This is a genomic window from Pseudoalteromonas sp. T1lg10 (genome assembly GCF_002964545.1).
GTDB lineage: Bacteria > Pseudomonadota > Gammaproteobacteria > Enterobacterales > Alteromonadaceae > Pseudoalteromonas.
The window spans coordinates 327,826-351,472 of sequence record NZ_PQBV01000037.1 but is presented as its reverse complement, the minus strand read 5'-3'; the positions used below and the strand labels follow the sequence as shown (position 1 = coordinate 351,472).

At 47.1% G+C, this 23,647-nt stretch carries 28 protein-coding genes; 9 read left to right on the top strand and 19 right to left on the bottom strand.

All coding sequences use genetic code 11. The features are described from left to right. Nucleotides 1-10: 10 nt before the first annotated feature. A complete protein-coding gene (locus C2M17_RS10405) occupies nucleotides 11-328 on the bottom strand; it encodes a YebG family protein (protein ID WP_105200697.1) in 318 nt (105 codons plus the stop codon). Between the two features lie 213 nt (nucleotides 329-541). On the opposite strand from C2M17_RS10405, the gene C2M17_RS10400 reads away from it, so the two are divergent. Continuing rightward, nucleotides 542-859, top strand: coding sequence for a ComEA family DNA-binding protein (locus tag C2M17_RS10400; RefSeq protein ID WP_105200696.1), 318 nt, complete (start codon nucleotides 542-544; stop codon nucleotides 857-859). A 22-nt stretch (nucleotides 860-881) separates the two neighbouring features. Here C2M17_RS10400 and C2M17_RS10395 read toward each other — a convergent pair whose 3' ends face one another. Further along, nucleotides 882-1,184, bottom strand: coding sequence for a DUF6170 family protein (locus tag C2M17_RS10395; RefSeq protein WP_233997960.1), 303 nt, complete (start codon nucleotides 1,182-1,184; stop codon nucleotides 882-884). Continuing rightward, complete coding sequence (gene dsbB, locus C2M17_RS10390) at nucleotides 1,181-1,696, bottom strand: disulfide bond formation protein DsbB (RefSeq protein WP_105200695.1); 516 nt, start codon at nucleotides 1,694-1,696, stop codon at nucleotides 1,181-1,183. Before dsbB ends, C2M17_RS10395 begins: the two co-directional genes overlap by 4 nt. A gap of 223 nt (nucleotides 1,697-1,919) precedes the next feature. On the opposite strand from dsbB, the gene fadR reads away from it, so the two are divergent. The 3 genes from fadR to C2M17_RS10375 all read left to right on the top strand — a co-directional run bounded on the left by fadR (nucleotide 1,920) and on the right by C2M17_RS10375 (nucleotide 3,969). Next, nucleotides 1,920-2,633: a fatty acid metabolism transcriptional regulator FadR gene (gene fadR, locus C2M17_RS10385; RefSeq protein ID WP_105200694.1), complete on the top strand. Its 714-nt coding sequence runs from the start codon at nucleotides 1,920-1,922 to the stop codon at nucleotides 2,631-2,633. A 272-nt stretch (nucleotides 2,634-2,905) separates the two neighbouring features. Beyond that, the gene (locus tag C2M17_RS10380; protein WP_105200693.1) at nucleotides 2,906-3,511 is read left to right on the top strand and encodes a peroxiredoxin; all 606 of its coding nucleotides are present in this window, start codon (nucleotides 2,906-2,908) and stop codon (nucleotides 3,509-3,511) included. 116 nt (nucleotides 3,512-3,627) lie between these two features. Further along, on the top strand, nucleotides 3,628-3,969 hold the full coding sequence (locus C2M17_RS10375; RefSeq protein WP_105200692.1) for a 2OG-Fe(II) oxygenase: 342 nt from the start codon (nucleotides 3,628-3,630) through the stop codon (nucleotides 3,967-3,969). Nucleotides 3,970-4,018: 49 nt separating this feature from the next. Here C2M17_RS10375 and C2M17_RS10370 read toward each other — a convergent pair whose 3' ends face one another. The 5 genes from C2M17_RS10370 to C2M17_RS10350 form a co-directional block, all read right to left on the bottom strand. After that, nucleotides 4,019-5,866, bottom strand: coding sequence for a DEAD/DEAH box helicase (locus C2M17_RS10370; RefSeq protein WP_105200691.1), 1,848 nt, complete (start codon nucleotides 5,864-5,866; stop codon nucleotides 4,019-4,021). A 333-nt stretch (nucleotides 5,867-6,199) separates the two neighbouring features. After that, nucleotides 6,200-6,466, bottom strand: a complete 267-nt coding sequence (locus C2M17_RS10365; protein ID WP_105200690.1) for a GrxA family glutaredoxin — start codon at nucleotides 6,464-6,466, stop codon at nucleotides 6,200-6,202. 100 nt (nucleotides 6,467-6,566) lie between these two features. After that, nucleotides 6,567-6,845, bottom strand: coding sequence for a peptidylprolyl isomerase (locus tag C2M17_RS10360; protein ID WP_105200689.1), 279 nt, complete (start codon nucleotides 6,843-6,845; stop codon nucleotides 6,567-6,569). Nucleotides 6,846-6,855: 10 nt separating this feature from the next. Next, entirely contained in the window at nucleotides 6,856-7,902 is a 1,047-nt protein-coding gene (locus C2M17_RS10355; protein WP_233997959.1) for a Kelch repeat-containing protein, read from the bottom strand. Continuing rightward, the gene (locus tag C2M17_RS10350) at nucleotides 7,895-8,386 is read right to left on the bottom strand and encodes a TlpA family protein disulfide reductase (protein ID WP_105200688.1); all 492 of its coding nucleotides are present in this window, start codon (nucleotides 8,384-8,386) and stop codon (nucleotides 7,895-7,897) included. Before C2M17_RS10350 ends, C2M17_RS10355 begins: the two co-directional genes overlap by 8 nt. 219 nt (nucleotides 8,387-8,605) lie before the next feature. Here C2M17_RS10350 and C2M17_RS10345 point away from each other — a divergent pair, with 219 nt between their 5' ends. The 4 genes from C2M17_RS10345 to C2M17_RS10330 all read left to right on the top strand — a co-directional run bounded on the left by C2M17_RS10345 (nucleotide 8,606) and on the right by C2M17_RS10330 (nucleotide 10,881). After that, the gene (locus C2M17_RS10345; protein WP_105200687.1) at nucleotides 8,606-9,052 is read left to right on the top strand and encodes an Hsp20 family protein; all 447 of its coding nucleotides are present in this window, start codon (nucleotides 8,606-8,608) and stop codon (nucleotides 9,050-9,052) included. Between the two features lie 66 nt (nucleotides 9,053-9,118). Next, entirely contained in the window at nucleotides 9,119-9,460 is a 342-nt protein-coding gene (locus tag C2M17_RS10340) for a Fis family transcriptional regulator (protein ID WP_105200686.1), read from the top strand. A gap of 14 nt (nucleotides 9,461-9,474) precedes the next feature. Continuing rightward, on the top strand, nucleotides 9,475-9,963 hold the full coding sequence (locus C2M17_RS10335; protein WP_199776014.1) for a LabA-like NYN domain-containing protein: 489 nt from the start codon (nucleotides 9,475-9,477) through the stop codon (nucleotides 9,961-9,963). 273 nt (nucleotides 9,964-10,236) lie between these two features. Next, nucleotides 10,237-10,881 carry a hypothetical protein gene (locus tag C2M17_RS10330; RefSeq protein ID WP_105200685.1) on the top strand — a complete coding sequence of 215 codons (645 nt, stop codon included), beginning with the start codon at nucleotides 10,237-10,239 and terminating at the stop codon, nucleotides 10,879-10,881. A 185-nt stretch (nucleotides 10,882-11,066) separates the two neighbouring features. On the opposite strand, the gene C2M17_RS10325 is transcribed toward C2M17_RS10330, so the two are convergent. The 5 genes from C2M17_RS10325 to C2M17_RS10305 all read right to left on the bottom strand — a co-directional run bounded on the left by C2M17_RS10325 (nucleotide 11,067) and on the right by C2M17_RS10305 (nucleotide 16,782). Continuing rightward, the gene (locus tag C2M17_RS10325; protein WP_105200684.1) at nucleotides 11,067-11,606 is read right to left on the bottom strand and encodes a hypothetical protein; all 540 of its coding nucleotides are present in this window, start codon (nucleotides 11,604-11,606) and stop codon (nucleotides 11,067-11,069) included. Next, on the bottom strand, nucleotides 11,603-12,697 hold the full coding sequence (locus C2M17_RS10320) for a peptidyl-prolyl cis-trans isomerase (protein WP_158684008.1): 1,095 nt from the start codon (nucleotides 12,695-12,697) through the stop codon (nucleotides 11,603-11,605). The genes C2M17_RS10325 and C2M17_RS10320 overlap by 4 nt, the downstream gene beginning before the upstream one ends. A 104-nt stretch (nucleotides 12,698-12,801) precedes the next feature. Further along, the gene (locus C2M17_RS10315; RefSeq protein ID WP_105200682.1) at nucleotides 12,802-13,815 is read right to left on the bottom strand and encodes a phospholipase; all 1,014 of its coding nucleotides are present in this window, start codon (nucleotides 13,813-13,815) and stop codon (nucleotides 12,802-12,804) included. Between the two features lie 98 nt (nucleotides 13,816-13,913). Continuing rightward, nucleotides 13,914-15,470 carry a cryptochrome/photolyase family protein gene (locus C2M17_RS10310; RefSeq protein WP_105200858.1) on the bottom strand — a complete coding sequence of 519 codons (1,557 nt, stop codon included), beginning with the start codon at nucleotides 15,468-15,470 and terminating at the stop codon, nucleotides 13,914-13,916. Nucleotides 15,471-15,483: 13 nt separating this feature from the next. Then, entirely contained in the window at nucleotides 15,484-16,782 is a 1,299-nt protein-coding gene (locus C2M17_RS10305; RefSeq protein WP_105200681.1) for a DASH family cryptochrome, read from the bottom strand. 129 nt (nucleotides 16,783-16,911) lie between these two features. Here C2M17_RS10305 and C2M17_RS10300 point away from each other — a divergent pair, with 129 nt between their 5' ends. Next, entirely contained in the window at nucleotides 16,912-17,670 is a 759-nt protein-coding gene (locus C2M17_RS10300; RefSeq protein WP_105200680.1) for a DUF4124 domain-containing protein, read from the top strand. Nucleotides 17,671-17,717: 47 nt separating this feature from the next. Here C2M17_RS10300 and C2M17_RS10295 read toward each other — a convergent pair whose 3' ends face one another. From C2M17_RS10295 to C2M17_RS10270, 6 genes are all read right to left on the bottom strand, one after another. Beyond that, nucleotides 17,718-18,890 (bottom strand): type III PLP-dependent enzyme, encoded by a 1,173-nt coding sequence (locus C2M17_RS10295; RefSeq protein WP_105200679.1) that lies wholly within the window; start codon nucleotides 18,888-18,890, stop codon nucleotides 17,718-17,720. Nucleotides 18,891-19,046: 156 nt separating this feature from the next. Then, nucleotides 19,047-20,018, bottom strand: coding sequence for a DUF4382 domain-containing protein (locus C2M17_RS10290; protein ID WP_105200678.1), 972 nt, complete (start codon nucleotides 20,016-20,018; stop codon nucleotides 19,047-19,049). Nucleotides 20,019-20,374: 356 nt separating this feature from the next. Then, nucleotides 20,375-21,343 (bottom strand): lipoyl synthase, encoded by a 969-nt coding sequence (gene lipA / locus C2M17_RS10285; RefSeq protein WP_105200677.1) that lies wholly within the window; start codon nucleotides 21,341-21,343, stop codon nucleotides 20,375-20,377. Further along, nucleotides 21,340-21,987, bottom strand: a complete 648-nt coding sequence (gene lipB, locus C2M17_RS10280; protein WP_105200676.1) for a lipoyl(octanoyl) transferase LipB — start codon at nucleotides 21,985-21,987, stop codon at nucleotides 21,340-21,342. The genes lipA and lipB overlap by 4 nt, the downstream gene beginning before the upstream one ends. Nucleotides 21,988-22,008: 21 nt before the next feature. Continuing rightward, on the bottom strand, nucleotides 22,009-22,287 hold the full coding sequence (gene ybeD / locus C2M17_RS10275; protein ID WP_105200675.1) for a DUF493 family protein YbeD: 279 nt from the start codon (nucleotides 22,285-22,287) through the stop codon (nucleotides 22,009-22,011). Between the two features lie 154 nt (nucleotides 22,288-22,441). Next, entirely contained in the window at nucleotides 22,442-23,605 is a 1,164-nt protein-coding gene (locus C2M17_RS10270; RefSeq protein WP_105200674.1) for a serine hydrolase, read from the bottom strand. Nucleotides 23,606-23,647: the final 42 nt, after the last annotated feature.

Here is a 23,647-nt window from a genome sequence, read left to right as displayed (position 1 = left end):
CTTTTTTTACTTAGGCTTCTTTGGCTTTCAGTTCGGTGACATTTTCCTGGCTGTCTTTATCTTGCGCTTTTGGCTTTTTTTCTGCTTTATTTTCGCTTGGTTTCGCGCCTTTTAACACCTGCATAAATTCATCTTTTTGTTTAGCTATTTGCAGTGCTAGGCCTTCTACCTGTTGTTCACTTAAGGGCACATCGGCATTTGCCAACAGACCTTCAAGGCTTTCGGCAATATCGAGCATTTTGTCATAAGCATCGGCTTCTTTCTTACTGGTAAAGGTCATGCGCTCGACTCCATTTCTTTCAACTACGTACTTAACGACAACAGCCATGGGATCTCCTAACTATACTGTTTTTTTATACAGTTAGATTAGGGTGGCAAGCAGCTAAGGTCAAGGTGTTTTTACGCTTTTTACTTAACTTGTGAGCGCGTGAGAGGCTTAGTGCCCGCGTTCATAAGCCTTTAGGTTGACAAGCCCTGTCTCGTCTTCTTTATTTAATAACGGTAGTACCAATGGAAGATTCATCACTTTAAGGAGAGAAGTATGAAACTACTTAACACCTCTGCAAGCGCCATTATCGGCGTTCTTGCCACCACACTCTTACTTGCCACCACAGCCCCGGTTATTGCAGCGCCAGCCGAGCCCAGTAAAAGCGAAGCCTCAAGCCATGCTAAGGTCAGCTTAAACCAGGCCACGGCCGAGCAATTGCAGACCTTGCCCGGTATTGGCCCGGCGAAAGCCAAGGCAATTATCGATTATCGCGATAAAAACGGTGGTTTTAAGAGTATTGAGCAATTGGATGATGTGCCAGGGATAGGCGAGCGGCTAATGGCTGAGCTCAAGGAAAAGGTGTCGTTGTAATTGGCATAATATAAAGGCAGCGTTAGCTGCCTTTATTATGTTCTGCAATCGCCTGGTCCAGGTGACGGCAGGCAAAGTAGTGGCGCACCGGCAGCACCAAAATGGGGTAGGCAAGACCGGCGATCAATAACCAGGGCAGCATGCTCCACCCCTCAAAGCGCACCAATAATAAAAACAGCGGCGTGATAAGCAGCAGTTTAATTATATTGAGCAGGATACGTTCCTGGGCACTTAACATTTCCAACGCCTCAGCCACCAGTTGCAAACGCTGACGGTGGCTAAAGGATTGCAGGCCGGGGATCTGGCTGGCTAAAAAATAAATCATGGCTTGTTTGGCTTAAAGAACAAGCTCGCACAGGTCACGATAACCGCTGCCGCAGCAAGGGCTGCAAAAATAACCTGCATCCAACCCGGCATAGACAGACCTAAAAACTGCCAGTCTATGTTGCCACAGTCACCGGTTGCAGCGAAAAATCCAGGGATCCACTCATGCAAGGGCACCGGGAAATTAGGCTCAAATTCACAAACGAAGGCAAAAGGGTCTGTGGTGGTTTGCATCATAATGTGCTCACGGGCCAAAAGCAGACCCCAAATGCTGGCAACCAGCCAGGTTGCTAAGCCGCTCAGGCGCAGCCACAGATTAGCAGGGTTGATGGCGCCAATAAGGCCAGCCAATAACACGCCTAACACGGCGGTACGTTGGTAGATACACATGATGCATGGAGCTAAATCCATGGCGTATTGAAAATAAAGGGCCGTTGCCTCGAATAAAAAGGCAATCAGTGCCAACAACAACCAAGGAGCGCGTGTGCGCGAGATGCTACTTAACCAGCTCATGAGATTCTCTTATTAATTTTATTTTGGAGATTATGCCCCTGCACCTAGGTCTATGCAAGTTTAGGTCAATGGCACTCGAAAGCTGATACTTTATTATTGTCTTGTGTAATTGCCGGCTATACGAGGCGTGCTTTACAGTGAAGTTTTCTTGTTAGTTGCTGATCATCTGGTACAATCAGTGGAATAACTAAAATGAAATAAACCGTGTTGAAGTGGACCTTAGATGAGAATTTTTAAAGCGAAAAGCCCAGCTGGATTTGCTGAGGAATATATAGTTGAGTCCATCTGGAATGGGGAGTTTCCACCAGGCTCTATTCTTCCTGCCGAGCGCGAGCTATCGGAACTCATCGGCGTGACTCGCACGACACTGCGTGAAGTATTACAACGTCTTGCTCGAGACGGTTGGTTAACCATTCAGCATGGTAAGCCAACGCGAGTAAATAACTTTTGGGAAACCTCGGGCCTGAACATTCTTGAGACGCTGGCGCGCCTTGATGAAGATAAAATGCCGGAGCTGACCGATCAGTTACTTTCTGCCCGCACTAACATCAGTGCCATCTATATGCGTGCAGCGATTAAAATAGACCCAGAGCGCGTTAAGGAAATTGTTGCCGAGCGCGATGGTGTTGAAGACACGGCTCAGGCTTTTGCGGATTATGATTATTTGGTACACCACCACCTGGCCAGTGCCGGCAACAATAAAATTTATGTGTTGATCCTCAATGGTTTTAGAGGTTTTTACTCCAAGATAGGTTGCCACTATTTCTCTGATCCTCGTACTCGTGAGTTAGCACGTCAGTTCTACTCGGACTTGGCTGAGCTGGCTGAGAAGCAAGATCACGACGGTGCTATTTCCTTGATGCGTCGCTATGGTCATCAAAGTGGTCAAATCTGGCAGGAAATTCGTGGCGATATGCCCGAAAATATTATGGATTAATAATTGGCCCGCTATTGCGGGCCTTTTTGTCTCTGCTCACTTAAAAATTTAACAATCACTTTTTTCGATAGCTGCTATCGTTAAATGCGATTGTTCTTTTGCGCCCTAGCTCAGTAACATAGCGCTCAGAATATAAATGCATGTATTTTTATTGTCGGGGTTGTTTTTCAACAGCCCGCCACTATATCTATGTGCAGGAAGAAATACAGACGAGGCGAAGTCATCGTCTCAGTCGCAAAGTACGATAAACTCAAACTATTTTGGAGAATAAAATGGGTGTATTAGTAGGCCGCAAGGCACCAGACTTTACAGCTGCAGCAGTGCTAGGTAATGGCGAAATCGTAGATGGCTACAACCTACACGAGACAATCAAAGGCAAGAAAGCAGTTATCTTTTTCTACCCACTTGATTTCACTTTCGTTTGTCCTTCAGAGCTAATCGCTTTCGACAAGCGTTATGAAGAATTCCAAAAGCGTGGCGTTGAAGTAATTGGTGTGTCTATCGATTCACAATTCTCACACAATGCATGGCGTAACACTGCTGTTGCAGACGGCGGTATCGGTCAAGTTAAATACGCTCTAGTTGCTGACGTTAAGCACGAAATCTGTCAAGCATACGACGTTGAGCACCCAGAAGCGGGCGTTGCTTTCCGTGGTTCTTTCCTAATCGACGAAGAAGGCACTGTACGTCACCAGGTAGTTAACGACCTACCTCTAGGCCGTAACATCGACGAGATGCTACGCATGGTTGACGCACTAGCATTCCACAGCGAGCACGGCGAAGTATGTCCTGCTGGTTGGACTGAAGGTAAAAAAGGTATGGACGCAAGCCCTGAAGGTGTTGCTAAGTTCCTATCTGAAAACGAAGGCGACCTATAAGGTTTCACCCTAGTTTGAAAAACCGCGCTTAGGCGCGGTTTTTTTGTGTCTGGATATTTGCCAAACTCGCTGATAAACAGCAAGATATAGTCCGTTTATGTGAACAAGGTAAGCTTATGGGTTGGTTGCGCTGGCAAATGGGCCGCCAATTATCTGGGTACGATAAAATGTTTTTGGCCGGTGCCTATTGGCCGATTAAGTTTGATTGTTACCTGTTGCGCTTTAAGCAAGGTAGTTTTATCAGGCGCCATGTAGACAAAGTGGAGTCCGGCCGCCACTATCGCCTTAATATCGTTATTAAAGCCGCGGGGAAAGGCGGTGAGTTTGAATGCGAGCAGCCCATCTATGTCAGTAAGCGCATTAAACTGTTTCGCCCCGATATGCATGCTCATGAAGTCACAGAGGTAGAGGAAGGCACGCGATATGTCTTCAGTGTTGGCTGGATACGTAATAACTAGACAATAAAAAACCGCCCTTAGGCGGTTTTTTTAACTATTGCGAGTGCAATTACTGAAAGCTTACAGCGCGGCGCTCTTTGCGCGGTGCTTTGCTTTTCGCATTAGGGTCACGGAAGCTGCGCTTCTTGCCTTCACTGCGTTCATTACGATCATTGCGGTCACGTGGTGGACGTGAATCACGTTGCTCACGTGGCGCATTCGCTTCAGAAGGGCTCAATGTTAGCTTCATTGGGCGCTTACAGATGTATACCTTCTGGAAGTGTGCCACTTTCTCAGCCGGCATGCCTTGAGGTAGCTCAACGGTACTGTGAGCATCAAACAAGCGAATGTCGCCAATGTACTTGCTAGAGATGTCAGCTTCATTAGCAATAGCGCCAACGATGTTTTTAACCTGTACACCGTGCTCACGGCCTACTTCGATACGGTAGGTATCCATAGGTGTGTTTGAGTCACGACGCTCACGGCGTGGCTTATCGCCATCACGACGGTTATCGTCGCGACGACGCTCACCTCGATCACCGCGTTCGTTACGGCGCTCATTTCGGTCGTTGCGCTCACCGCGCTCTGGACGTTCCTTCGCTTTGATCTCTTCCACTTTCAATGGCGTCTGCTGTTGCGCTAGGCATAGCAGGGCTGCGGCAAGGTCGCCTTGGCTAAGTTGCAGCTTGTTACCGATTGAACTGGCAACCTGGGCAAAGAACTCGCTGTCTTTGTGCTCAAGGGCTGCCGCAATCTTGGTTTCAAGGGCGTCGATACGCTTTTGCTCAACCATTTTAGCACTTGGTAGCTGTACTTCTGCGATGTCGCTCTTGGTGTGGCGTATAATGTTTTTAAGCAGGTAACGCTCGTTACCCTTAACAAACAAGATGGCCTTACCTTGGCGACCAGCACGACCGGTACGACCGATACGGTGTACATAGGCTTCACTGTCTTGTGGGATATCGTAGTTCACAACCAGACTGATGCGTTCAACATCAAGGCCACGGGCCGCTACGTCGGTAGCAATAACGATATCAAGTAAGCCGCTCTTCAGACGGTCTACTGTGCGCTCACGGGCTTGCTGGTTCATGTCGCCGTTAAGCGGTGCCGCTGAGAAACCTTCGCGTTCTAGCAGTTCTGCCAGCTGTACCGTGTCATTACGGGTACGTACGAATACGATAGCGGCGTCAAACGTTTCCGCTTCCAAGAAACGCACGATAGCGTTGTTCTTGTGTACGCGGGCTTGCCAGTAAACCTGTTCTATGGTCGATACCGTGCTGTTACGTGGCGTGATGCGCACTTGCTCGGCGTCTTGCAGGTAGGTTTTACAGATAGACTGAATTTGTTTTGGCATAGTCGCAGAGAACAAACAGGTTTGCTTGTCTTCTGGCGTTTGCGCCATGATGCTCTCTACATCGTCGATAAAGCCCATGCGCAGCATTTCATCTGCTTCGTCCAGCACAAGTGCGCTAAGACGAGATAGGTCGATAGACTTACGGCTGATGTGATCCAATAGACGACCAGGGGTCGCGACTATGATTTGTGCGCCGCGACGCAATGCACTTAGCTGGATACCGTAGCTCTGGCCACCGTAAAGTGCTAGGACTTCTACGCCCCTAGTAAATTTTGCATATTGCTCGAACGCTTCCGCTACCTGGATAGCAAGCTCACGAGTGGGGGTAAGTACAAGGATCTGCGGATGCTTAGCATCGGCATCAATGTTGTTCAATAAAGGCAAAGCAAAGGCAGCAGTTTTACCTGTACCTGTTTGCGCCATTCCCAAGACATCCTTTTTGTCGAGTAAAAGGGGAATACATTGAGTTTGGATCTCGGAAGGAGTCTCATAACCCAACTGTTCCACTGCTTTTAAGATAGCAGGAGAAAGGTTCAACGACTCAAAGGTGACTGGTTCTGACATTAAAACGCCTCAGGAATTCAAAGAGCGCGCATTGTACAGGAATGAAGCAGTAATTGCTTGTATAAATTGAAACTATTTCCTATGTGATTGGTTTTGTATGAAATTTAATCAGGTGTATTTTAGGAAACCTGTGTAAACGGCATAAATAAAGGGTTTTCTGTTAGCGAATAAAGAGTTTTTTAGTCCTTGCCCAAAGTAGAAATGGCAGAATAAAAATGCTGAAAATAAGGTGTTTATTGATTTGTTTCGCGCTACGCTTGTTTTTTTAATTTTTAGTTTGTTTTATGAACAAATGAAAACGCCGCTTGGGTGAGCGGCGCTTTAGGGCAGCTGTTATTCTTGATACAGACCCAAATTTGCCTTGGCGTAGGCTTCAAATTCTGTAAAGCCACCGATATGCTCTTGGCCGATAAAAATTTGCGGCACGGTTTCACAAGGTTTTCCGGCTGATTTCTCCAGATCTGCCTTGCTGATCCCTTCTTTGATGATATCCACATAGCGGAATTTAAAATCATCACGTTGCTCGGCTAGTTGACTGGCGACATCTTTTGCACGCACGCAAAAAGGACAACCATCTCGACCAAAAATAACAGTTAACATAATCTCTCCAGTGCTTCTTTTAAGGTACGAGGTGCAGTGTAACGAGCTTAAGGGCTCAGGTAAAATGCCAAAAAACGATTTATCTGTTCGCTAAAAGCGATTAAGTGCGATAAACGGTTTTAATCAGGTGATAACCGAACTTGGTTTTTACCGGGCCGTGCACCTCAAAAAGCGGCTTTTTAAAGACCACATCGTCAAAAGCCTTGACCATGGTGCCGCGTTCAAATTCGCCGAGATCGCCACCGCGTTTTTTCGACGGGCAGGTTGAGTATTGCTTCGCAAGCTTATTGAAATCACCGCCTTTATCCAGTTTGGCTTTAATTGCTAAACACTCTTCTTTGCTCTTCACGAGAATGTGATAGGCACAGGCTTTGGCCATGGTTTTACTCCTAAAATTTAAATCGATACGGTGTGATCTGGTCTAACACCTTTTGTTTCTCGCCAATGCCGCCGATGCGGTACGCGGTGCCTTCATGGGCAAGCAGGCCTCGGTGATCCATGGTTGCCTTTTGGGCGTGCTCCATGCGTTGCCAGCGATTGCTGGGAATATCAAAGCGCCATACCTGGCTTGAGGGCGAGCTGGGTTTGCCATTATACCCTATGCCATTATAGTTGTAGGGATTGGGTGAGCCGCCAATAAATACCAGGTTGCCATTAATGGTGCCCGCCGCCATGCGGTAGTGTGCTTTGCCGGTTGGATGAGTCAGGCTGTGCCATGAGATCTCGCGTGGGTCTTGTGGGTCGATAACCCCTTTAAGGCACTGGGCCTTGGCGGCAAAACCACGGTGCTTATCGGCAAAGGCCACGGTTTTAACCCCGTCACAAATGATCATCAGGTTATCTTTAATGGCCCCGGCATGGCCAAATACCGCATCGCCAAGGAAGGGTGAGGCCTGAGACCAGCTGTCTTTGGCGATATCGTAAACCTGCACTAAATTGACATTGCCGTCGTTGTGCCAGCCGCTGATCAGATAGATGTATTGGTCGTTGTAATTAAGGGCGACGCTGTCGTCTACCGGCACCGGCATGTTGGCCAAGCGCTGATACTGATCTTTCTCCACGTCATAGCGGTAGGCATCCGGTACAGATAGCTCGGTATTATCGGCAGCCACTGTATAACCACCAAACACATAGGCGTATTTACCTACACCCACGGCGGTGGCTGCAAGGCGTCCGGTAAGCTGGGTTGAGGCCGGAACGGGCGCTTTAGTGTGCCAGGCATTGCTGCCAAGCTTTAACGCCCATACCTTGTTATGGATATCCAGGTGCGTTTTACCCGCCCCAAGACCCATAAAGCTGAGGAAATAACTGCCTTGATCTGTGTCCACCTTGGCCACAGCATTATTACTGACAGGTTCCGGGAGTGCCGGTAACTCTGCGGCGAACAGGGGGCCACACAGGGCCAGGCCCATGGCGGCGCAAAGCATTTTAATCATCTGATCTACCTCTTAATTTAATACCCAACTCAGTGGAGTAACCCATTGCCCGTGCACTGATCAATAAAGACTCATCAATCACGTAATAGGTTGGAAAGGCGGATATTTTATATTGCTGTGCGGTGTATTCGCTACCTAAAAGTATAGGCATTGTCAGCTGTAAATCATCGACAAATTCTTGTACCTGCGTCTTGGATTGATAGTCCAGGGCAATGGCGATGGCGTGAACATCGCCCTTGTCCATGGCTTTTTGTAAATTCGGCATAGACAACTTGCACACAGAGCACCAGGGGGCGAAAAAATATACCAGGGTTTTTTGCCCTTGCAGTTCCTTAATACTAAAGCGGGTATCGCTGTGTAATTGCGGCAGGGAAAAATAAGGCGCCGGGCTGTGGTCGGCAGACAAGAGGTTACGCTCCTGATAGGCGCTCACCGCGAAAAATACCACCGCCATCAGCACAAGTTGGAAAAAAAACTTCTTCATAAAAATTCTTTAGTTTCAAATTGATACATATTGTAGACCGGCTTTTTTAAGAAAAATGTGAAATTATTATCTTGAAAATATATATGGCGTCCATACATCTGATTATGAGGACGCCATAAAGGGTCCCAACCAAAACAAAGTTATTGATATTTATATATAAAGGTTGTTTGTTCAGCAGAAAAACAACCGCCAAATATTGCTTAAATTAAGGATATTATTATGCGTACAGTAGACCTTTCTCCACTATATCGTTCATTTATCGGTTTTGATCACCTGGCATCACTTATGGATGCAGCGGCACGCACCGATAAACAACCAAGTTACCCGCCGTATAACATAGAGGCACTGGGTAAAGATCAGTACAGAATTACCATGGCCGTAGCCGGTTTCAGCGAAAGCGAGCTGACCATTGAGTCGGAGAATAACACGCTCAAGGTTACCGGAACAAAGGCCGCCAAAGAATCGACAGAAGAGCGCAAGTTTATCCACCAAGGGATTGCTGAGCGCAACTTCGAGCGTAAGTTCCAGCTGGGCGACCATGTCAAAGTGTTGGCCGCAAGTTTGGAAAATGGCCTGCTGGTGATTGACCTGCAGCGCGAAATTCCAGAAGCGTTGAAACCGCGCAAAATTGAAATTGGCACAGGTAAGTTGCTAGAGAGTAAATAATTACTTGCCATTCTCCCTTTGATACGCCGCCCTTTTGGGCGGCGTTTTTATTATTTAGAGCCCGATGTGACTAAAACGGATAAAAAGCGCGATAAACAATTGCGTGACCTACTCACCGAAATTTGTGACGATCATTGTAAAGCCATTGCCGGCTTTTGCTGGTTAACTCATAAAATAGACTGGAAAAGCCCACAAAAGAGCCTCACACTCACCCTTGTTTTTACCACGGACGATGAGTTAGAGGCATATTTAGCAAGCGATACCCGAGCGTTAGTTGAAGACGAGCTAGTTAAGGCTCTTAAAGTGATAGGGCTGAGCCCGATTAATAAGACCAAACAGTTAATATACGACAGCGAACAACAATGCCAGATTCACCATAGGGGGAATTGGGCAAAACGGTTAAAATAACAAGGACTCAAAGTATGAGCACCGAACTGCCCAGCGCCGCAATTTTTGTCGATGTGCAAAATATTTATTATACCTGTCGCGAAACCTTTGCACGCAACTTCGATTACAACGCTTTTTGGCGTGAAGTCAGCGGCCAATATCGCATTGAAAAGGCCATCGCCTACGCCATCGACAGGGGCGACAACAAGCAGCGTGAATTCCAAAATATCCTTCGTGCCATCGGCTTTGAGGTCAAGCTTAAGCCTTTTATTCAACGCGCCGATGGCTCGGCGAAAGGGGATTGGGATGTGGGCATTACCCTGGACGCCATTGAATATGGTAGCCAAACCGACACCTCCATTTTACTCTCCGGCGATGGCGATTTTGACCTGTTAGCGAAAAAGTTACGGGACGAAAAAAACAAGCGTGTGGAAGTGTATAGCTGCGAAAAGCTCACCGCCGCATCGTTAATTAATGCCGCCAGTCATTTTCGCGCCATTGATGAGAGCTTGTTGCTTGGCTAGTGGCTGCTATGAGCGAAGAGCTGACGTTCATCCTTCCACCGAAATTACTGTTTATACATCCATAATCCTTGAGTTTCTCCCATAGTCAGGAAAACGACCCAATGGGTCGTTTTTGTCGTGTCCACGTTTAGTGCAATGTAACGTAACTTCAATGCTGGCAAGTACTTTCTAAATTTGCTATCAATGGTCATAGGACAAAAACGAGACAGATTGCGGCAGGAAAACGACCCAATCGCTCGATATTAAATTGTTATAAATCATAAGGAAGGTTTGGTGCGTAATTCTATAATAGGGATATTAATTATTCTGATTAGTGCATGTAACACAACTAGCAAAGATACACAGAAATCAGAACCAGAAAATTTCTTAATTCCTGTTCCGTTCGAAGCTCCTGCGGATCAGTTGTCATTTAATTCTTATATTCCACATTGTACAGAAAACTGCAATGTGAAATTAATGCTAGATATTAGAGGATATTCTTCCTCTTTTAATTTCTTACCTTTTTCAGCCTTTGCAATTCAAGATGAAACGCAAGATTATTCAGCCCGCGTCCAAGTAGAATATGTTCCAGAGAAAGAGAAGTTTGAATACTCTGTAGTAACTAGGCACAAAAACTTAATTGTTGATAAAATTGTAATATCAGAGAATAAATTACCTGATATTTTTCAATTTTCGTTAAAGTGGTCAAGTAACAGCGTAACTGTTACTCCGCATATCAAAGAGGTTGGTGACGGGTGGTTCCGACACGTTCCATCTAAAGAGTCATTAACAGTAGACTTACAATTTAAACCGTATTCATATGCCTATTTGGCATCTGGTTCTCAAGGTAGATTTATTTTGTTCTCAGGAGAACAAAATATTTTAGATCTTAATAAACAAGCAGTTGGTGTTAAACCTATTCAGAAAAATGATTTATAACAAGTCATTCCAAAGGACAAAAAACAGTTGGTTTTTGCTCCTTCGTCGCTTATTTTAACCAACTATTTTATTGCCTCTGAATGAGGCGTTCACCGTCCGCTTCTGGCACATAACTGTCCTTCAGCGCCGATTTTATGAATCTAATCGACGCTGTGATTCATGTGTCATCTCATTTATACAACTTCTTACTGCGCAATCGTCTGTGCTTCTAGCTGTTCCTCTAGCTCTGCACTCATTTTCTCTATTGCGGCGATTTTGCCTCTGGCGAATTGGCGTTGCTCTTCACTGATGCCTTCGCGCTCGCCGCGCGCGAGCAGCTCTTTAAGCTGCTCTACTTTGACCTTGGCTGCAACAATATAGGCCTGCTTTATATCGGCTTGTTGCTGGTGCTGGAATTGCAAATAGGCCTGATGGTCGTCTAAATCACCTTGATATTGATATCCGCTGGTCTTTGCCTCACGTTGGGCTATGGGGGGCAGATAATCCGGTTGGCGAATAGGCGTTGGCTCAGCGGTTTCAGGGCTGTCTAGTTCAACCGCTTGCTCCTTTAATTCGCTTGCGTGCGCTAGTGCTTCTTCTATCTTGGGCGCTTTACTGGCAGGTTCAGAATGGTTTAAAACGGGTTGTCGTTTTGCAGACATGCTGCTGGGTTCAGCTGTGCGCAGGTAATTGCACACCAGCAGTGCAGCAGCTAGCAAAACCAAGGTGACTATCAGTTTTTTCATTGCTTGGCCTCCACCTGTGCCAGCCAGGTTGCTAATCCTTGTTGGTATTGGCTTTTCGCCAGTTCGCGGGCAATATGATTCTTTGCCTGGTAACGCACCGTTTGCGAGTCGACGGGGTAGGTCGCATGGCGTTTGCTTGTCGTGTATACCACAAGCCATTGACCTTTTGGCGTGCGCACCACACGAGACAAGGTGTTTTCCGGGTTGGTAAATGCCAGTTGATACGCAAAGCCTTTGTGTTTGTCTTGTCGCGTTAGCACGCCTTGTTGTGCGGCAAAGATGTCTTGCTGTTGCGTAAACGCTTCTTTAACGCCGAGCTTGCTCGCCTGAGTATAGAAGGTTTCCGCCTGCGTTTTGTCATCAAAGATTGCGCCATAAGCTGTAACGGAATCAATGTACTTAAACCGGTTTTTATGTTGCTGATAATATTGGTTAATTTGCGAATCTGTGATGTCTGCTTTTAAGGTGTTTAACATCGGACTATGACCATGCATCATGTCTTGCACACCCAGTTGGCTAAGTATTGTCGGCCTTAATATGTCCCCAAGCGCAAGTCGCTCCAATCGCGGTAGTGACAGTTGCTGTTGTTTTAACGCGGCAGTAATTTTGCTGATGGCCTCGCGATACTGATACCAACGGTTTAGCTCTGCGCTGTAGGCAGCTAGATCGCCTTGATGCAGGCGAAATTTAATTTGCATCGACATGGCCGTATAAAAATCTGCCAGTGTGAGGGCATCAAAGCCGCTTGATTTAGGTAACACCTCTATTTGCGTAAGGTCTGCTAGTTGTTTCTCTGTCAGCTGTGCATTACTTGGGTATTGGCCAAGTGTGCGTTGTAACCACTTTGCATCTTGGCGCGCTGGTGGCGTAAATATGCTAAGTGATGCCGCATTAAACCAAGCTTGTGCAGTCCAGGCATCAAACAAATAGCGGCGGATATGGTAACGGTTATCAAACCCCACACCGGCTTGGCGCTTAAGGAGTGCGGGGTAGTGTCGGTGAGCTTGTTCTAACAGGTAGGCATTTTCTAACAGGCGCGCCCGAGTATGCAGTGCCAGCTCGCTGTTATGCTGTTTATAAATTTCCTGCATAAAGCGAACTTCTTGCTTACTAGGTATATGTTCACTTGGAAGTTTAGCCTGGGCAATAAAAGATAGGCCAAATAGGCCTATCAAGATTGAGAAAAAGCAGCGCATTAGCGCTGCTCCATCGCATGGTTAAGTAAGTGAACGACCATGGCAATGGCATGAGGGATCACCATACGGCCAATTTGCACACGATCATAATGATCTTCAGAGTTGAGCACTATGCCGCCTTGAGCGTAGCTGAACGCACCGCCTTGGGTTAGCAATGGACGGATATCCTGACTTTGCGGGTCGAGGGCTGCGAATGAGGTCATGGCGTTGGAGACCAAGGTAAAGTCATTGAGCTGCTCTTGATCATAGTAGTCATTGACCCAGCTTTCCCAACTTGAGTGATTGAGGGCCGAGGTGGTCCAGGTGTGATGCGGCTGCAGTAGATCTGTGGTGTGAAATACAAACCCTAATACCTGAGGGTTACCGCTTTGCAGGTAGCTTTGGTACCAGTACTGACCCAGGTTATCTATGGGTTGGAAGGGCATTTCCTCAAAGTCATCGTACATACTGTAGCTGGAGTAGCTATCGATGCGATAGTGAGCTTCGGTGATGCCATAGGTGTTGTACTGGCTACTGTCGCCAAACCAGCCGCTGGCGCCACCCTGACCGTCATCCAGGTAGTCGCCCTGCAACCAGGAGGCCGCCATATTATCTATGTCACCCCAGACGGTGAGCTTTTCATAGTTATAGCCACCAAAGTCATTGCCGTGCACATCCGCCCCTTGGGTGTGGTTTTGGAAGTGCCAGTAGCTGGTATATTTTACAATGCTTTCGGCGGCTCCCCAGACAGGAGCCTGAACACAAGACCCTGACATGGCACCACAGAAAAAGGTGTCTTCGAAATCATCCACATCGTACGCCGCCTGGCCTAGCAGTTCTGCCAGGGCAGCCACCGACATATTGTGCTGTTGTGCGTATTGTTGCAATTTTGCATAGGCGGTGCTGTTTTGATTTTGTTGCATATAGGCAATGGCATCAAGCACGATGCGCTTATGGGTTTGCTGGCTAAATGCCTGGGCATCGGTCGTAATAGCGGCAACTAATAGGGCGCCGAAAATAAGAGGCTGTTTCATTTTGTTTCCATTTTAGTGTTAAATCAGCCTGTATTTAAATTGTCGCGCCTTACAATGAGGTTACTGAATTGTTAATTTTTAATTCCTGTTTTGTGTCTTTATAAATAATCGGCATTGTCTATGCACCACTGCGCTCTATTAAGCACGGCCCGGCGGGCCTCATCGCTTTGCTTATCCCAGTTTCGATAAATCATGCCAATGCGGTGGTTATTGCCAAAGCGCGCTCTGTGCCGGTGTAAGAAGTGCCAGTAGAGGCTATTTAGGGGGCAGGCGAGGTCGCTGGTTTTTTCCTTGACCTTATAGTGACAGCCTTGGCAGTAATCGCTCATCTTATTGACGTAATTGCCGCCGGCGCAGTAGGGCTTGGTGGCAATAATGCCGCCATCGGCGAACTGACTCATGCCCCGGGTGTTAGGCATTTCCACCCATTCAATGGCATCGACATAAATACCCAGGTACCAGGCATCCACCTGGTCCGGTTCAACGCCCAGCAGCAAGCAAAAGTTGCCGGTGATCATCAGGCGTTGGATATGATGGGCATACCCATAGTCCAGGCTTTGGCCAATGGCGTGTTGCAGGCAGTTCATTTTTGTTTTGCCGCTCCAGAAAAATTCCGGCAGCGCCTGGTGCGCCTCGAGGGCATTACTGTGTGCGTACTTGGGCATATTGAGCCAATAGACGCCTCTGACATATTCACGCCAACCGAGGATTTGGCGTACAAAGCCTTCAACTTGCGCAAGGGTGATCCTTCCTTCAGATTCATGATATGCCTCTATTGCCGCGTTGATGACTTGCAGTGGGTGGAGGATTTTTGCGTTGAGCGCAAACGACAGGCGGCTATGGTACAAGGACCATTTAGCGTCGCTGTGGCAGGTCATGGCGTCCTGAAAGGTGCCAAACAGAGGCAGCAGGTGATTACAAAAATGCTCAAGCAACTGCAGTGCTTGTTTGCGTGTCACCGGCCACAGCAGCCTGGGCCCGCCTTTGCCTATAGTTTTTATTTTATGGCGAGCAATGCGCTCGGCAATTGCCTTAACGTCGTTATCAAAGCACAAGGGAGAGGGAAGCTGTTTAATGTCCTCGGCCTTGAGCTTGTTACGGTTCTCTTTGTCGAAGTTCCATTGGCCGCCAAGGGGTTTACCCTGGTCCATCAATATATCGAAGCGCCTGCGCATCTTGCGATAGAATTGCTCCATGGTGTGATGGGTATCCGCCTGGAAATAGTCGCCTAATTCTTCAAATCCGAGCATAAAATGTTCACTGTCATAGCGCCTTATCTCAACGCCACTTAATGTCAGCTGCTCCAGTTGCCGGCGTAGCCGATATTCATCCGGTAGCTGATAGCTAAAACAGTCGGCTTGATGCTCGGTGACACAGTGGGCAATTAACTCATTGAGCTGTGCAAACTCTTGGGTGTCGTCCAGAGTAAGGTGTAAAACCTGATGCCCCGCCTGGCTAAGGGCAGACGCAAACCGTTCCATCGCAGCAAAAAAGCACATGATCTTTTGAATATGATGCTTGGTGTAGTGCATTTCTTGATGCAGCTCAGCAATGATGTAAAGCACATCATCTCGCTTGGTTTTAAACCAAGAATGATTGGCATTGAGTTGGTCGCCCAAAATCAGGCGAACTTCTTTGTATTGCTTATTGCTCATACTGTCTCTGATATTATTTCTGTGGCCAGCCATTGTGGTCCCGCTCCTGTGCTTGCACAGCCTCTCCACCGTAACGCTTGATAAACCGGCCGTCGGGGTCGAATAACTCGGTTTGTTTAGCAATGTTGAAATGCCGTCCACCGCGGGGATCGGCACCGACCCCGGCTATGTACTGCCAGTTGCCATAATTGCTGGCAACATCGTAATCAATTAAGTGATGCTCGAAGTAGGCCGCGCCGTAGCGCCAATCCAGTTCCAATTCATTGACAAAACAACTGGCGACGATTTGCCTGCCTCTGTTGGACATCCATCCACTGGTATTGAGTTGATGCATGAGCGCATTGACCAGCTCAAACTCGGTATTGCCATGACACCAGGCCTGATAACGTTCCGGGTAAAAGCTGGTTTTTGGGGCCGTTTGGCTCATGCCTTTAAATACAAATAGCGAGCGGCCTTGCTTTAGAGCCAGCCATTGAAAATACTCTCGCCACAAGAGTTCAAAGTAGATCCAGTAAGTCGATTCATTGGCGCCGCAGCGCTGCTCATAGGCAAGTAGGGTGCTATAGACCTGGCGAGCGCTGAGAGAGCCATTGGCCAACCAGGGAGAAAGCCCGGTGGAGAACTTGTCGCCAGATAAGGCATTACGTGTTTGCTTGTAGCGACTAGGAGCAGTGCTACTGAAATAACTAGTTAACGCTGTAGTCGCTGTTTGTGAAAACCATGCGCCCATTGGCTGCAAATCATTGTATATGTCCGTGCATAAGGGTAATTTACATTGCACCGAAGTAGGAAAATGTAGTGGGCTTCCCATGGTTGGATGGACCGCAACGCTAGATTCCACAAGCTTTCTAAAGCGGCTAAAGGTGTCGGGAGTGTCGTCAATTTGAAAGGGTAACTGCTCTTTTGCAAACAGCGTATGGTTGGACTTATGCCAAAAGTTGATCCCCCATACTTGCTGTGTCAATTTACGCAGTGCTAATGACTCATTCCATCCGAATTGGTTGGCAATGGCGATATCACTCACATTATGCTCTCGTATTATGCGAACTAAATCTTCTATGCTGTCTGCGCAATAGAGGTTGTGCCCTTGGCGCGATAGGTCATCGGCGAGGTATTTAAGCGTTTGCCCTCTAAACGAACATACGCTTATGGAGACGTCTTGTTTTGGATAAGCGTTGTAGCTCGCATCGATGAGCTCATTTAGTGGCGTATAGATGAAAATAAGCTGCTTACAATGTTGGCAAAGTCGTTGCAACAACTCATTGTCGGCGATTCTGAGATCGTTACTAAATAGATATAAGCCCGTAGACATAGGTTCATCATGTGAGTGTTCTATGTTTAGTGATACGGAATTAACAGTGAGTTCGATCGTTTTAGCGAAGACAGGTGTGTAAATCAGCTACAATGGAAGCAATTAAACAGTGCAAAAGGAGTTTTTATCATGTTCAAAAGGATATTGGCGATAACGTTATTATTATCTAGTAATCAGTTAGTTGCACAAACCGCGGTGTACAAATGTGTTATTGATGGGGTTGTAAGCTACTCACAATTACCCTGTAGCGAAGATGCGCAAAAGCTTGATGTCAAAACGCTAGTCGATAAACAACAAGTAATGACCTCAACGCCGGCAGATTCAGGTATTGCGAACTACATAGATAACCGAGCCATATCGCGTGAGTTAGCGCAAAGCAAAGACAAAATAGATACCTATTCATTGCAGATGAGGCAGGAGTTAACTGAGCTCGAAGCCCAGGCTAACGGTCAGCGCAAGAATCTTGCCGGTGCTGAACGAGAAAAGGCGATAGCAACACAAATGCAATCAAGCATCGATCATTACCAAGCGTTGATAAACAGAGAGCAACTTAATATCGATCGTCTTCTTCTCAAGCAACAGATGACCGCTGAGCCATCGAATAAGGATGATAGCGTTGATGAATACATCAAAATGCAGCGAATTGAGCGGGAGATACGAGAGCATGAAGATAAAATTGAGACCTATCATCAGCAATTAGATTCGGAGCTCAAGGCGTTGAAGATTAAGACTACGGGCCAGTCTGCGAACTTAGTGGCTGCGAAGTTCGATAATGCCAATGCGCAAAGAATGTCAGCAATAACAGCTAAGTACGCAACTTTAATCGACATAGAACAAAAAGCATTGCAACGTCTAACAAACGAGTATGCGCTATTAAAAGCGAAGTAGAATATGGTTCTAAAAAGAACGGTGCCTTAATGGCACCGCTTTTTAATTTAACCCACTTCTGCGATTAGCATCGTTGAATTGAGACTGATCAACTGCGCTTTAGCAAAGAAGTTGAACTCGGTGCTGGTGGTCCAGGTATAGGCACCCATATTCTCGGTAAACACCAAATCACCGTCGGCTAAGGCCGGCATTAAACAGTTATCGCTGATCACATCGATACTGTCACAGGTCGGCCCGGTTAAAACACAGGGTTGCACATCTTCATATGCCAGGCTGTAAAAGCGCTGTTCTGGCTCACCATACACTCGGCCACTAAAGGCGCCGTAGACACCATCGTCCATGTAGTACCAGGTGGTGCCCCCGCGTTTGCTTTGACCCATCACGCTCATGACATGGGTCATAGCCGAAGCAACGATAAAGCGTCCTGGCTCGGCAATAAACTGTACCGTGTCGGGCCAGCTGCTCAAAGCATCGCGTATCGGTGCGCAAAATTCATAGATATCAATGGGCTGTCCCGCGTAGCTCACCGGGAAACCACCGCCAATATCCAAGGTATTCATAGCGCCTAGGCCTTCGGCGACGGCTCCTTCGAAGACTATTTTGCATTGTTCGATAGCATGCACATATTTACCCGCATCCATGGTTTGTGAACCAACGTGAAATGATAAACCACGTACGCGAATGCCTAACTCTTTTGCGCGCTTAAGCAAGGGTAAGGCATCAGCTCTGATCACCCCAAACTTCTTGGACAAGTCAGCAGCCGCATCTTTATTAGGGAAGCTCAGGCGCAGCAATAACTCGACTTGGTCGCGATAGGGCACAAACTTATGCAGCTCATTTTCGCTGTCGAACACAAAGGTGGTACAGCCATAGTTAAGAGCATGCTCTATATCACTTACGCGTTTGATCGGGTGAGTGTGGATCACCTGAGTAGGAGCAACACCTGCCTGAGCCACAAGATCCACTTCGCCGTTCGTGGCTAAATCAAAGCTGCCACCAAGCTCATTTAACGTGTGTACCACATCAATATGAGGCAAAGGCTTAAGCGCATAATGCAAGGCAACATTAGGCAAGGCGTTAGCCAGCTGTAAATAATTTTCACGCACTTGGTTTAGATCAAGCACCAGTAATGGGGTGCCGTGTTGCTTCGCAAGGGCGGTGCATAGAGAAAGGTGCTCGTTGTTTGTAGCAAAAGGCTGAGCAAAGGTAGAAACCGACATCATAACTCCAAAAGTTAATTTGGATAGTTACTCTTTCGCCTTGGCAAGAAATGCTGTACTAGGATTGGCTATCTAATAAAAGTGGCGCAATAATAGCCAAATTATTGCGCCACGCAAGCAAAATTTTTAAAAATTTTATCGCTTTATTTCAGCTGTTTATTCAGCGATATCAAAAGTAACCTGAGCGTCTTCACCGGCTACTACAGTCACGTCCTGAGTAGAGTACAGAGTAACTTCTTCATTCAGTACTTCAGCGTCGTCAAGGTGTGCCGTACAAGTGTAGGCAAGCTTGTAGCTACCTGCTGCAACGAAGCCGATTTCGAACTCGTTCAGACCGCTTTCTTCATTGAATACCACGTTAGCCGTTGCGATTGGTGCATCGGCAGGTGAGGTTACACCGTCTGCCTCAACATACAGATCTTTAGGCTCAACAACATCACCGCTGTATAGGTAAACTGCATGGCCAAAGGCACCTGTTTCTGGAGCAAAGGCGATGTTGTCGGCTTCACAGCTCGTAATCATGGCTTCTGTTACTAAGCCTTCGATGTCTTCAACATCGGCAAGGTTTTCAAGGCGGATACCGGTAGGTTTAAGGTTCACAACTTCGCTGTTGCTAGGATCAACCAGTGATTTTTTCAGGTCGAACTCAAGGACGAACTGGTTTTCGCCTACCGCTAGGGTGAAGTCGTTGATTTGAATCTCACCAAGACCATCTTTGTTTTTACGGTTAACTACCAAAGGAGCAACGGTATCATCGTTGTATACAATGTGAGAAGTCATCGCGATATTGGCTTCATCACCGTTCACGATATTGGCGCGTAGCCAGTTGTACTGACCCGGTGCTACAACTTCATCATTGATAAGACTGAATACATCGCTACCGGTGAATTCTAAAAGGTTAACCATTACAGGTTCACCGTCTGCGGTACGGGTTTCGAACATTGGACGTTCGCCGTCGGCACCATTAATGATGATGCTATCAAAAGCTACCCATACTTCTTTTGCATTACTGACAGGCGCATCAGATACACCTAGGCTGAATTGAGCCGTTTCTTCTTCACTCGAAGAACCACCACAACCTGTTAGTAAAGTAGCTGAGATGGCCGTTGCTAGTAATAGTTTATTCATAGTTTTTGATTCCCTTTGTTTGCAGTATTTTTGAGCTTAACAAATGAGGCTGAACAGGCATTTAACAAGCATAAGTCAAAGATTGAAAAGTGCGCTGAAAATGCTATTTAAGTTGCCCAAAGATACTTTTTAGTTCTTTTTTAGCTTTAGCGGTTAAGCATCATACTGAGACAAAACTCGGTTAGCCATCGCACTTTGAGGTGGAATTTTAAGGGAAGTTATATTGAGCAGGGCACTGGTTGGAGATAAAGATCTTGTCGGTCTGTGGGAGTAATGTCACTAGGGTTATGGAAGCGCCCAAAATGTGCCTGAAATAGACACGGCACTTGCATGACGCAGTGCCGTGTTTTTGGGTGTTACTTAACTTCTTTACCCGCCGCCTGTTGGTCGGCATGGTAGCTGGAGCGAACGAAAGGTCCGCAGGCAGCATGAGAAAAGCCAATTTCATCGGCATATTCTTTTAGTGCGTCGAATTCCTCGGGTGGCACATAACGCTTCACCGCCAGGTGGTGCTTCGAAGGTTGCAGATACTGACCCACGGTCAGCATATCAACATTGTGCTCACGTAGATCACGTAACACTTCTTCGATTTCACTCATTTCTTCACCCAAACCAACCATTAGGCCAGATTTAGTACGAACTTCTGGGTGCGCTTCTTTAAAGCGACGTAGCAGCTCTAGTGACCATTTATAATCGGCACCTGGACGTGCCAGTTTATACAGACGTGGCGCGGTTTCCAGGTTGTGGTTGAACACATCCGGCGGTGTTTCACTGAGGATCTCAAGTGCACGTTCCATACGACCACGGAAGTCGGGAACCAGGATCTCTATGGTAATACCCGGGTTGTGCTTGCGAATTTCACGGATACAATCGGCAAAGTGTTGAGCACCACCGTCACGCAGGTCATCGCGGTCAACCGAGGTGATCACCACATAGCTTAACTTCATATCCTTGATGGTCAGTGCTAGTTTTTCTGGCTCTTCGGCATCCGGTTTAAGCGGACGGCCGTGTGCCACATCGCAAAACGGGCAGCGGCGGGTACAGATAGCACCCAAGATCATAAAGGTGGCCGTACCATGGTTAAAACATTCGGACAGGTTAGGGCAGCTGGCCTCTTCACATACCGAATGCAATCCGTGTTTACGCATGGCTTGTTTAATACCATCGATACGCTCGCTCGACTTAGGCAAACGGATCTTCAGCCACTGTGGCTTGCGCAGCATTTCTTCTTTTTCTGTCGGCAAGACCTTAACCGGGATCAGTGCCATTTTTTGGGCGTCACGAAGCTTTACGCCCGGCTCCATACGTACAGATGATTTTGTCATTCTTTCACTAAACCTTCTTGGTACTCAACCTCTGCAGGATTGAGTCGTTTAATTAATTGCTGCACCAGTCCTTGTCCGGCGCTTTCAACGCTTTGTGGACCGCCTAAGTCTTTACATTGCACCATTTGCAGGCCGGCGTAACCACAAGGGTTAATGCGTAAAAATGGGCCTAAATCCATATCGACATTTAAGGCCAGCCCATGGAAGGAGCAACCACGGCGTACACGCAGGCCTAGCGAGGCAACCTTGGCTTCATTCACGTAGACGCCCGGGGCATCTTTTTTGGCATAGGCTTCGACGCCATATTCTTGCAGGCAATCGATAATGCTTTCTTCGAGCCAGGTTACCAGCTCGCGTACGCCAATTTTCAGGCGGCGTAAGTTAAACAGTACATAGAGCATTTGCTGGCCCGGGCCGTGATAGGTCACCTGGCCGCCGCGATCGACCTGAACCACAGGAATATCACCCGGCATCAGCAGGTGTTCTTCTTTACCGGCCTGGCCCTGGGTAAATACGGGATCGTGCTCAACCAGCCAGATTTCATCAGCACTTTGCTCATCGCGCACATCGGTATATTCCTGCATGGCATGCCAAATGGGCATGTATTCTTGGCGTCCTAGCTGGCGAACAATTAGATTACTCACGGCGTGTCCTCTGTGGTGCTGTTAAAGCACGTAGCGGACATGCTCAAGGCTGCCCAGCTCAGTGTAGATAATTTCGATATGCTCTTTTGACGTTACGGTCGCAATCAGGGTGACCGACTCGTAGTTACCCTTGCTACTGGGCTTGGTTCTTGGCGCGTAGTCGCCCGGAGCATGTTCTTGCATAACTGTAAGTACTTGCTCAGTTAATTCTACGTTAGCAAGGCCCATTACCTTAAAGGTAAACGGACAAGGAAACTCTAGATACTCATCAAACTTGGTGTCTTTAACCGGATTGACCATAATGCTTGACCCTCATTTACAGCACAGGACGCAAACAAACTAATGGGCTCATTAGTTCACAATGGCGCATATTCTAGCATTTTTTAGCGCAAAAAAAACGCCCCTCAATAGGGGCGCTTATTCTGGATTAGGCCAGTTGTAAGTATATTTCTACTTACTCAATGATTTGCAAGCGTAAGTAGTCGTAGATCTTGCTGAAAAAACCACCTTCTTCAACACTTTCCAGAGTGACTAAAGGATAGCTGGCAATGTCTTCACCGGCTAGCTGCAGGTATAAGGTACCTACCTTAGTGCCCTTGGCCAGTGGCGCTTCCAATGTAGTATCAAGCTCGAAGTTGGCTTCCAGGTTCTTTTGTTGACCACGCGGAATAGTGATTGGTGTGCTCTCTAAAATACCCAGAGAAACGATTTCCTTATCACCCATCCAAATACGTTGCTCGGCAAACTTGTCACCGGCTTGATACGGAGTGATGGTTTCAAAAAAGCGGAAGCCGTAGTTAAGCAGCTTTTTGCTTTCAACCTTACGGGCACGCTCAGAGCTGGCACCCATGATCACAGCGATTAAGCGCATATCGCCCTTGGTCGCTGAAGAAACCAGGCTATAGCCGGCATCATCGGTATGACCGGTTTTAATGCCGTCTACCTCAAGGCTTTGATCCCATAACAGACTGTTACGGTTGAACTGCTTAATGCCGTTATAGGTAAAATCTTTTTCTTTATACAGGGCATACTCGTCCGGCACATCACGGATCAAGGCGGCACCTAGGGTCGCCATATCGCGTGGCGTGGTGTAATGCTCGTTGGTGTCTAGGCCGTGGCTGTTAATAAAGTGGCTGTTGCTCATGCCTAGTTTTTCCGCATGCGCATTCATTAAATCGGCAAATGCTGATTCGCTGCCGGCAATATGTTCGGCCATGGCTACACAGGCATCGTTGCCCGATTGAATTATGATACCGCGGTTAAGATCTTCAACACTGACCTGTTTACCTACTTCGATAAACATTTTTGATGATTCTGGGAAATTCTTTGCCCAGGCATTTTCACTGACCGTCACCATATCGGTGGGAGCCAGGTTGCCTGCGGCGATTTCTGTACCTACCACATAACTGGTCATCATTTTCGTTAAACTGGCCGGTGCCAATTTGGTATCGGCTTCGCCTTCAGCGATTACTTTGCCTGTGGTGAAGTCAACCAGGAAATAACCCTTGGCATTAACCTCAGGAGCTGCGGGGATAATTTGGGCGTTAGCGGTAAAAACGGCGCTAGCACATAGCAGTCCACTTAAGCCTTTTAGAAGAGAATGTTTAATTGATTTCATTATGCTTGTTTAATCTGTTTTGGGTGAAAGTGCGGTTAGGGT